The organism is Streptomyces phyllanthi (assembly GCF_009377205.1).
In the GTDB taxonomy this organism is placed as follows: Bacteria; Actinomycetota; Actinomycetes; order Streptomycetales; family Streptomycetaceae; genus Streptomyces; species Streptomyces phyllanthi.
Map to the genome: position 1 here is coordinate 19747 of NZ_VJZE01000079.1, position 8963 is coordinate 28709.

Below are 8963 nucleotides of genomic sequence, written 5' to 3' on the forward strand. Positions count from 1 at the left end.
CGTTCACCCGTAGGTCAGCGGAGTGTCAGGGATCCACGACTCCATGTGGATCGCAGACCCCGTAGATCTTCGATCCTCCAGACTTCGAGAAAGATTCACAGACTCATGGCGAACTACACCGCCGCCGACGTCAAGAAGCTCCGTGAGCTCACCGGCGCCGGCATGATGGACTGCAAGAAGGCGCTGGACGAGGCCGAGGGCAACGTCGAGAAGGCCGTCGAGGCGCTGCGCATCAAGGGCCAGAAGGGCGTCGCCAAGCGCGAGGGCCGCTCCGCCGAGAACGGCGCCGTGGTCCCCGTCATCGCCGACGACAACAGCTCCGGTGTGCTGGTCGAGCTGAAGTGCGAGACGGACTTCGTCGCCAAGGGCGAGAAGTTCCAGGGCGTCGCCGCCGCCATCGCCGAGCACGTCGCCAAGACCTCCCCGGCCGACCTCGAGGCCCTGCTCGCCTCCGAGATCGAGGCCGGCAAGACGGTCCAGGCGTTCGTCGACGAGGCCAACGCCAACCTGGGCGAGAAGATCGTCCTGGACCGCTTCGCGCAGTTCTCCGACGGCTTCGTGACGGCGTACATGCACCGCACCATGCCCGACCTGCCGCCGCAGATCGGTGTCCTGGTCGAGTTCGACAAGCCGAACGCCGAGGTCGCCAAGGGCATCGCGCAGCACATCGCCGCCTTCGCGCCGAAGTACCTCTCCAAGGAGGACGTGCCGGCCGAGGTCGTCGAGTCCGAGCGCCGCGTCGCCGAGGAGACCACCCGCGCCGAGGGCAAGCCCGAGGCCGCCCTGCCGAAGATCGTCGAGGGTCGCCTCAACGGCTTCTTCAAGGACGCCACGCTGCTGGGCCAGCCCTACGCCCTGGACAACAAGAAGTCCGTCCAGAAGATCCTGGACGAGGCCGGTGTCACCCTGAAGCGCTTCACGCGCATCAAGGTCGGCATCTGAGTCCGTACCGCGATCGACGCGCGACCCCGCTAGGGTCGACAGCAGTCGTTCGTGCCGGTCGCGTACACCGCACCGTGCACGCGCGTGACGGACGACAGCAGATCTGACGAGGAGGCCATTGCCGCGTACGGGATGCGAAACACCCCCACCGGCAATGGCCTTCTTCGTATGTGCACCACGTAAAAGAGGCGGGATCTCCATGACCACCAAGGCCCAGAAGAGCGACGACGGCAAAGTACACGGCCGGTTTCTGCTGAAGCTGTCCGGAGAGGCCTTCTCCGGCGGTGGGGGCCTGGGCGTGGACCCTGACGTGGTGCACAAGATCGCCCGTGAGATCGCGGCCGTCGTACGCGACGGCGCACAGGTCGCGGTCGTCATCGGCGGTGGCAACTTCTTCCGCGGTGCCGAACTCCAGCAGCGCGGCATGGACCGGGCCCGCTCCGACTACATGGGCATGCTCGGCACGGTGATGAACTGCCTCGCCCTCCAGGACTTCCTGGAGAAGGAGGGCATCGACTCCCGCGTCCAGACCGCCATCACCATGGGGCAGGTCGCCGAGCCGTACATCCCGCTGCGCGCCGTGCGCCACCTGGAGAAGGGCCGGGTCGTCATCTTCGGCGCCGGTATGGGCATGCCGTACTTCTCCACCGACACCACCGCCGCCCAGCGCGCCCTGGAGATCGACGCCGAGGCGCTGCTGATGGGCAAGAACGGAGTGGACGGGGTCTACGACTCCGACCCCAAGAGCAACCCGGACGCGGTCAAGTTCGACTCCCTCGGATACGGCGAGGTCATCACCCGGGACCTCAAGGTCGCCGACGCCACCGCGATCACCCTCTGCCGCGACAACAAGCTCCCCATCCTCGTGTTCGAGCTTCTGGCGGAGGGAAATATCGCGCGGGCCGTCAAGGGTGAGAAGATCGGCACTCTCGTGGGTGATCAGGGCAGCCGGGCCTGACCGGGGCCACCCTGCCGGGGGACGGACCCTGACCGGGGGATGGACAATTACCTACCGGTCGGGAACCGTGCAGGAATAAGACGCGACGCAGCCGGCCGCCGACGTGACAGAGAAGCAGCCGGGCCTACTCAAGACACGCAGGAGCAAGTGGTGATCGAAGAGACCCTCCTCGAAGCCGAGGAGAAGATGGAGAAGGCCGTCGTGGTCGCCAAGGAGGACTTCGCCGCGATCCGCACCGGCCGTGCGCACCCGGCGATGTTCAACAAGATCGTGGCCGACTACTACGGAGCGCTGACGCCGATCAACCAGCTGGCTTCGTTCTCGGTTCCGGAGCCGCGCATGGCCGTGGTGACCCCGTTCGACAAGAGCGCGCTGCGCAACATCGAACAGGCGATCCGCGACTCGGACCTGGGCGTCAACCCGAGCAACGACGGAAACATCATCCGAGTGGTGTTCCCCGAGCTCACCGAGGAGCGCCGCCGCGACTACATCAAGGTCGCCAAGACCAAGGGCGAGGACGCCAAGGTGTCCATCCGCTCCGTCCGCCGCAAGGCCAAGGACGCGATCGACAAGCTCGTCAAGGACGGCGAGGTCGGCGAGGACGAGGGCCGCCGTGCGGAGAAGGAGCTCGACGACACCACCGCGAAGTACGTCGCCCAGGTGGACGAGCTCCTCAAGCACAAGGAAGCAGAGCTGCTCGAGGTCTGATGAACGACTCTTCCTGGGGGGCGCCGCCACAAGCCGGGTACTGGGGGCAGTCCGACCCCGGACCCGTCCAGGGGGCCGTCCCGGCGGGTCCCGCGTACGATGCGCCTGAGAGCCGGCGTCCATCGCAGACTCAGCCCATGCCCATCGTGCCCGACGCCCCCGCGCATGGCGGGAACCAGGATGACGACCGGGGGGCCGCTCAGCTGAGCGGCCCCCTGTTCCGCGACGAGAATCCGCCGGCGCGGACCTACGGGGCCGTGCCGCAGAATCCGGAGTCCATGCCCGACGCCCCCCAGCCCGCCCCGCCGAAGAAGAGCGCGGGCCGTGACCTGAGCGCCGCGATAGGGGTCGGGGTCGGGCTCGGTGCGGTGATCGTCGCTTCCTTGTTCATCGTCAAGGCGGTCTTCGTCGGCGTCGTTGCCGTCGCCGTGGTGGTGGGCCTGTGGGAGCTCACCTCCCGTCTGCAGGAGCGCAAGGCCATCAAGGCGCCCCTCGTGCCGCTCGCGGTCGGCGGCGCGGCGATGGTCGTCGCCGGGTACGTACGGGGCGCAGAGGGCGCGTGGGTGGCGATGGCGCTCACCGCGCTGGCGGTCCTCGTGTGGCGTATGACCGAGCCGCCGGAGAACTACCTCAAGGACGTCACGGCGGGCCTCTTCGCGGCCTTCTACGTGCCGTTCCTGGCCACGTTCGTCGCGCTCATGCTCACCGCGGACGACGGCTCGTGGCGGGTCCTCACCTTCCTGCTGCTGACGGTCGTCAGCGACACCGGCGCGTACGCCGTCGGCTGGCGCTTCGGCACGCACAAGCTCGCCCCGCGTATCAGCCCCGGCAAGACGCGCGAGGGCCTGCTGGGCGCGATCGCGTTCGCCATGGTGGCGGGCGCCCTGTGCATGCAGTTCCTCATCGACGACGGCACCTGGTGGCAGGGCCTGCTGCTGGGCCTCGCCGTCGCCGTCAGCGCCACGCTCGGCGACCTCGGCGAGTCCATGATCAAGCGTGACCTCGGCATCAAGGACATGGGCACGCTGCTGCCGGGCCACGGCGGGATCATGGACCGGCTGGACTCGCTGCTGCCGACCGCGCCGGTGGTGTGGCTGCTGCTGGTCCTCTTCGTGGGATCCGGCTGACCGCCGTACCGCCGCGTCTTCGTCACCACCCCTTCCGTCCGTAGGATCAGCGCACCAGGATCCGTGTCACGGGAGGGGTGGTGACGTATGCGGCAGCCGCGCAGCCCGGCCGAACTCCAGGAGTGGTTGCGGAGCAACGGCATCCCCTACGAGTCATGGGACATCGGCGCCGTCAAGTCCGTACGGAACCTGTGGGACGAGATCGCCTCGGGCGAGGCGACCCTGTCGGAGGATCCGCCACTGCGCCGGGTCTCGGTCGTCAGCGTGGTCGTCCGGACGGGCGGTGGGCAACTCACGGAAGTCGCGCAGCTGATGGCCAACGGGGCGGTGAGGGAGAGGAACTCGCCGCCCAGCGAGAAGATGAAGCCGGGGGAGACGGCGATCGCGGCGGCGCTGCGGTGCCTCGCCGAGGAACTCGGAGTCCGGGAAGCGGACGCCACCGTCGATCCGCGGTCCCTGTCCGTGGCCGTCGAGAGGGTCGCATCGCCTTCCTATCCAGGTCTGCCGGGCGAATACCGCCTCCACACGGTCGAGGCCCAGGTCTCCGGCCTCCCCGGCACGAGCTTCACGACCGACGAGGCCCCCGGCGACGGCGATGCCGTCGTGACCACCCACTACTGGGAGTGGCGGTAGGTCCTGTCCGGCGGCCCACGGTCGGACGCCACCCGAACGGGGGACACCGGCGGATCTGCGACACTGGTACGGCCATGCCTAAGCCCGGAGAACTCACCTTTGTCGCGCCGCGCGGAGCCAAGAAGCCGCCGCGGCATCTCGCCGATCTCACCCCTGCCGAGCGCAAGGAGGCGGTGGCCGCGGTCGGGGAGAAGCCGTTTCGTGCGAAGCAGCTGTCGCAGCACTACTTCGCGCGGTACGCGCACGACCCGGAGCAGTGGACCGACATTCCCGCCGGTTCGCGCGCCAAGCTCCAGGAGGCACTGCTTCCCGAGCTGATGACGGTCGTACGGCATCTGTCCACGGACCAGGACACGACCCGCAAGACCCTGTGGCGGCTCTTCGACGGCACGCTCGTCGAGTCCGTGCTGATGCGCTACCCGGACCGGGTGACCATGTGCATCAGTTCGCAGGCCGGATGCGGGATGAACTGTCCCTTCTGCGCCACCGGGCAGGCCGGGCTCGACCGGAATCTGTCCACCGCCGAGATCGTGCACCAGATCGTGGACGGGATGCGGGCGCTCAGGGACGGCGAGATCCCGGGTGGGCCCGCACGGCTCTCCAACATCGTCTTCATGGGCATGGGTGAGCCGCTCGCCAACTACAAGCGCGTGGTGGGGGCGATCCGGGCGCTCACCGATCCCGAGCCGGACGGGCTCGGGCTGTCCCAGCGCGGGATCACGGTGTCGACGGTGGGTCTCGTGCCCGCCATCCACCGGTTCTCCGACGAGGGCTTCAAGTGCCGGCTCGCCATCTCGCTGCACGCCCCGGACGACGAGCTGCGCGACACCCTTGTGCCCGTCAACACCCGGTGGAAGGTCAGGGAGGTCCTGGACGCGGGCTGGGAGTACGCGGCCAAGTCCGGGCGGCGGCTGTCCATCGAGTACGCGCTGATCCGGGACATCAACGACCAGGCGTGGCGTGGTGACCGGCTCGGGCGGCTGCTCAAGGGCAAGCCCGTCCATGTCAATCTGATTCCGCTGAACCCGACGCCCGGTTCGAAGTGGACCGCTTCCCGGCCCGAGGACGAGAAGGCGTTCGTCGAGGCGATCTCGGCGCACGGTGTGCCGGTGACCATCCGGGACACCCGTGGTCAGGAGATCGACGGGGCCTGTGGTCAGCTGGCGGCCACCGAGCGGTAGTCTGAGCGCGTACATCTCCATATCGTGTAGATCTTCATCGTGTAGATCTTCGTACCGCGTACATCTGCATATTCCGACAGGGGAGCGCCACAGCGCTGAGAGTGCGGCACAGGCCGCAGACCCTCTGAACCTCGCCCAGGTCATTCTGGGTAGGGAGATCGGTCACCACTCGAGCTGTTGCGCCCTGCCCGGGACCTCTTGGAAGCCCCGGGCAGGGCCGCGTCTCTTCCTGGTCACCCCAGGAGGAATCCAAGTGAGCACCAGAAAGAAGTTCGTGGCCGCGGCCGTAGGGCTCGGCCTTGTCACGCTGTCCGCCTGCGGGGCGTCCGGCTCCGGTTCCGGCGGCTCCGACTCGAAGACCGTGACGCTCGTCAGCCACGACTCCTTCGCCTACTCCAAGGACGTGCTGAAGGCGTTCGAGAAGGAGTCCGGGTACGAGGTCAAGGTCCTCAAGAACGGCGATGCCGGGCAGGCCGTCAACACGGCGATCCTCACCAAGGACAACCCGCAGGGTGACGTCTTCTTCGGGGTCGACAACACGCTGCTGTCCCGCGCCCTCGACAACGGGCTGTTCCAGTCGTACGAGGCCGAGGGGTCCGACCTGATCAAGGAGGAGTACCGGGTCGACCAGGACCAGCACCGGGTCACGCCCATCGACTCCGGTGACATCTGCGTCAACTACGACAAGGCGTACTTCAGCGAGCGCGAACTCGACCCGCCGCAGTCCTTCGACGACCTGGTGAAGCCCGAGTACAGGAACCTCCTCGTCACCGAGAACGCCTCCACCTCCTCGCCCGGCCTCGGCTTCCTGCTGGGTACCGCCGCGAAGTACGGAGACGACGGCTGGCAGGACTACTGGAAGAAGCTCAAGGCCAACGGTGTGAAGGTCGTCGGCGGCTGGGAGCAGGCCTACAACGAGGAGTTCTCCGGGTCGGCCGGCGGCAAGGAGGCGAAGGCGGACCGGCCGCTCGTCGTGTCGTACGCCTCCTCGCCGCCCGCCGAGGTCGTCTTCGCCGACCCGAGGCCGAAGACCGCGCCCACCGGGGTCGCGGCCGGCACGTGCTTCCGGCAGGTCGAGTACGCCGGGCTGCTCAGCAACGCGAAGAACACCGAGGGAGGCAAGGAGCTGATCGACTTCCTGGTCGGCAAGCAGTTCCAGGAGGACATGCCGCTCAACATGTTCGTGTACCCGGTGCGCGAGGGTGCGCAGGTGCCCGAGGAGTTCACGCAGTACGGTCCGCAGGCCGAGGATCCCGAGACCATGGAGCCGGCGAAGATCGCCGAGAACCGCGACCAGTGGGTCAAGTCGTGGACGTCACTCGTACTGAAGTGAAGTCCCGGGGCGCCGCGAAGGCCTCCCGCGGGAGCGCGGCGCGGCTCGGGCTCATGGCCGTGCCCGTCGCGTTCTTCGGGGTGTTCTTCGCGTACCCCGTCGCCGCGATCGTCGCACGCGGACTGAAGGTCGACGGGGGCTGGCGGTTCGGGCGGATCGCGGAGGTGCTGGGGGACTCCGCGATCCGGCACGTCCTGTGGTTCACCACCTGGCAGGCGCTGGTCTCCACCGCGCTCACGCTGCTGATCGCGCTCCCCGGCGCGTATGTCTTCGCGCGCTTCGATTTCAGGGGCAAGCGGACCCTGCGGGCGGTCGTGACCGTCCCCTTCGTGCTGCCGACCGTCGTCGTCGGGACCGCGTTCCTGGCACTCGTCGGTCGCGGCGGGCTGCTCGACGAGCTGTGGGGCGTACGGCTCGACACGACCGTCTGGGCCATCCTGCTCGCCCATGTGTTCTTCAACTACGCCGTCGTCGTCCGCACCGTGGGCGGGCTCTGGGCACAGCTCGACCCGCGTCAGGAGGAGGCCGCGCGGATGCTCGGCGCGTCGTCTCTGAAGGCCTGGCGGAAAGTCACCCTGCCCGCCCTCGCACCTGCGGTCGCGGCGGCCGCGCTCATGGTCTTCCTCTTCACCTTCACCTCCTTCGGTGTGGTGCAGATCCTCGGCGGGCCCACCTTCTCCACCCTCGAGGTCGAGATCTACCGGCAGACCTCGGAGATCTTCGACCTCTCCACGGCCGCCGTGCTGACACTCGTCCAGTTCGCCGCGGTGGGCGCGGTCCTCGCCGTGCACGCCTGGACCGTACGGCGGCGGGAGACCGCGCTGCGGCTGGTGAACCCGTCCGTGACGGCGCGCCGGCCACGCGGGGCGGGGCAGTGGGCGCTGCTCGCGGGTGTCCTCGCCACCGTGGTCCTGCTGCTGGTGCTGCCGCTCGCCGTGCTGGTCGAGCGGTCGTTCCACGCGCCCGGGTTCGCGTACTACAAGGAGCTGACCGCCGACGACAGCGGGATCTTCCTCGTCGCACCGATCGAGGCCGTGAGGAACTCGCTGGAGTACGCGGTCACGGCCACCGCCATCGCCGTGGTGGTCGGCGGTCTGGCCGCGGCGGCCCTCACCCGGCGGGACGCCGGGCCGCTCGGTCGGGTGGCCCGCGGCTTCGACGCGCTGCTCATGCTGCCGCTGGGCGTGTCCGCGGTGACCGTCGGGTTCGGGTTCCTGATCGCGCTCGACGAGCCGCCCCTCGACCTGCGGGCGTCCTGGATCCTGGTGCCGCTCGCACAGGCGCTCGTGGGCGTCCCCTTCGTCGTACGGACCATGCTGCCCGTGCTGCGGGCCGTGGACGCACGGCTGCGGGAGGCCGCGGCCGTGCTCGGCGCGTCGCCGTGGCGTGTGTGGCGGGAGGTCGACCTGCCGATGGTGCGGCGGGCGCTGCTGATCGCGGCCGGGTTCGCCTTCGCCGTGTCGCTCGGGGAGTTCGGGGCGACCGTGTTCATCGCGCGACCCGACCATCCGACGCTGCCGGTCGCCGTGGCACGGCTGCTCGGGCATCCGGGCGATCTCAACTACGGGCAGGCGATGGCCCTGTCGACGATCCTGATGGTGGTGTGCGCGGTGGCGCTGCTGGTGCTGGAGGGGATGCTCCCCCAGTCTCGAAGCTCGACCGGGGGCACCCCCGTCGACCGGACCGGGGAGTTCTAGTGCGACCGAGGAGCTGGGGATGCTGCTGAGCGTCGAGGACGCGACCGTACGGTTCGACGGGCGGGCCGTGCTCGACACCGTCGGCCTGGATGTCGCCGAGCACGAGATCGTGTGTGTACTCGGGCCCAGCGGCAGCGGCAAGTCGACGCTGCTGCGGGCGGTCGCCGGGCTGCAGCCCCTGGACTCCGGGCGCGTGTGGCTCGACGGGCGGGACCAGACGGGCGTGCCCGCGCACAGGCGCGGGGTCGGGCTGATGTTCCAGGACCACCAGCTGTTCCCGCAGCGGGACGTGGGCGGGAACGTGGCGTTCGGGCTGCGTATGCACGGCGCCGGCCGGGCCGAACAGGCCGCACGGGTGGGGGAGTTGCTGGAGCTGGTCGGGCT

General features: G+C 69.0%; 9 protein-coding genes. All 9 read left to right on the forward strand.

What is annotated here, in order from left to right:
• Positions 1-105: 105 nt before the first annotated feature.
• Positions 106-942 carry a translation elongation factor Ts gene (gene tsf, locus FNH04_RS14410; RefSeq protein WP_152784136.1) on the forward strand — a complete coding sequence of 279 codons (837 nt, stop codon included), beginning with the start codon at positions 106-108 and terminating at the stop codon, positions 940-942.
• Between the two features lie 199 nt (positions 943-1141).
• On the forward strand, positions 1142-1900 hold the full coding sequence (pyrH, locus tag FNH04_RS14415) for a UMP kinase (RefSeq protein ID WP_152784138.1): 759 nt from the start codon (positions 1142-1144) through the stop codon (positions 1898-1900).
• A 150-nt stretch (positions 1901-2050) separates the two neighbouring features.
• On the forward strand, positions 2051-2608 hold the full coding sequence (gene frr / locus FNH04_RS14420; RefSeq protein ID WP_190193406.1) for a ribosome recycling factor: 558 nt from the start codon (positions 2051-2053) through the stop codon (positions 2606-2608).
• Entirely contained in the window at positions 2608-3735 is a 1128-nt protein-coding gene (locus FNH04_RS14425) for a phosphatidate cytidylyltransferase (RefSeq protein ID WP_152784140.1), read from the forward strand. The genes frr and FNH04_RS14425 overlap by 1 nt, the downstream gene beginning before the upstream one ends.
• An 87-nt stretch (positions 3736-3822) precedes the next feature.
• Complete coding sequence (locus FNH04_RS14430; protein ID WP_152784142.1) at positions 3823-4368, forward strand: NUDIX domain-containing protein; 546 nt, start codon at positions 3823-3825, stop codon at positions 4366-4368.
• Positions 4369-4442: 74 nt separating this feature from the next.
• Positions 4443-5549 (forward strand): 23S rRNA (adenine(2503)-C(2))-methyltransferase RlmN, encoded by a 1107-nt coding sequence (gene rlmN / locus FNH04_RS14435; RefSeq protein ID WP_152784144.1) that lies wholly within the window; start codon positions 4443-4445, stop codon positions 5547-5549.
• Between the two features lie 253 nt (positions 5550-5802).
• Positions 5803-6882: a thiamine ABC transporter substrate-binding protein gene (locus FNH04_RS14440; protein WP_322723054.1), complete on the forward strand. Its 1080-nt coding sequence runs from the start codon at positions 5803-5805 to the stop codon at positions 6880-6882.
• Entirely contained in the window at positions 6858-8579 is a 1722-nt protein-coding gene (locus tag FNH04_RS14445; protein ID WP_322723055.1) for an ABC transporter permease, read from the forward strand. Before FNH04_RS14440 ends, FNH04_RS14445 begins: the two co-directional genes overlap by 25 nt.
• Before the next feature lie 19 nt (positions 8580-8598).
• Positions 8599-8963, forward strand: a 365-nt coding sequence (locus FNH04_RS14450) for an ATP-binding cassette domain-containing protein (RefSeq protein WP_152784150.1), incomplete at its 3' end; no start/stop codon positions are given.

Coding starts and splice junctions, on each gene's coding strand:
- FNH04_RS14425 (WP_152784140.1), top strand. CDS start 2,608: ATGAACGACTCTTCCTGGGGGGCGCCGCCACAAGCCGGGTACTGGGGG.
- pyrH (WP_152784138.1), top strand. CDS start 1,142: ATGACCACCAAGGCCCAGAAGAGCGACGACGGCAAAGTACACGGCCGG.
- FNH04_RS14430 (WP_152784142.1), top strand. CDS start 3,823: ATGCGGCAGCCGCGCAGCCCGGCCGAACTCCAGGAGTGGTTGCGGAGC.
- rlmN (WP_152784144.1), top strand. CDS start 4,443: ATGCCTAAGCCCGGAGAACTCACCTTTGTCGCGCCGCGCGGAGCCAAG.
- tsf (WP_152784136.1), top strand. CDS start 106: ATGGCGAACTACACCGCCGCCGACGTCAAGAAGCTCCGTGAGCTCACC.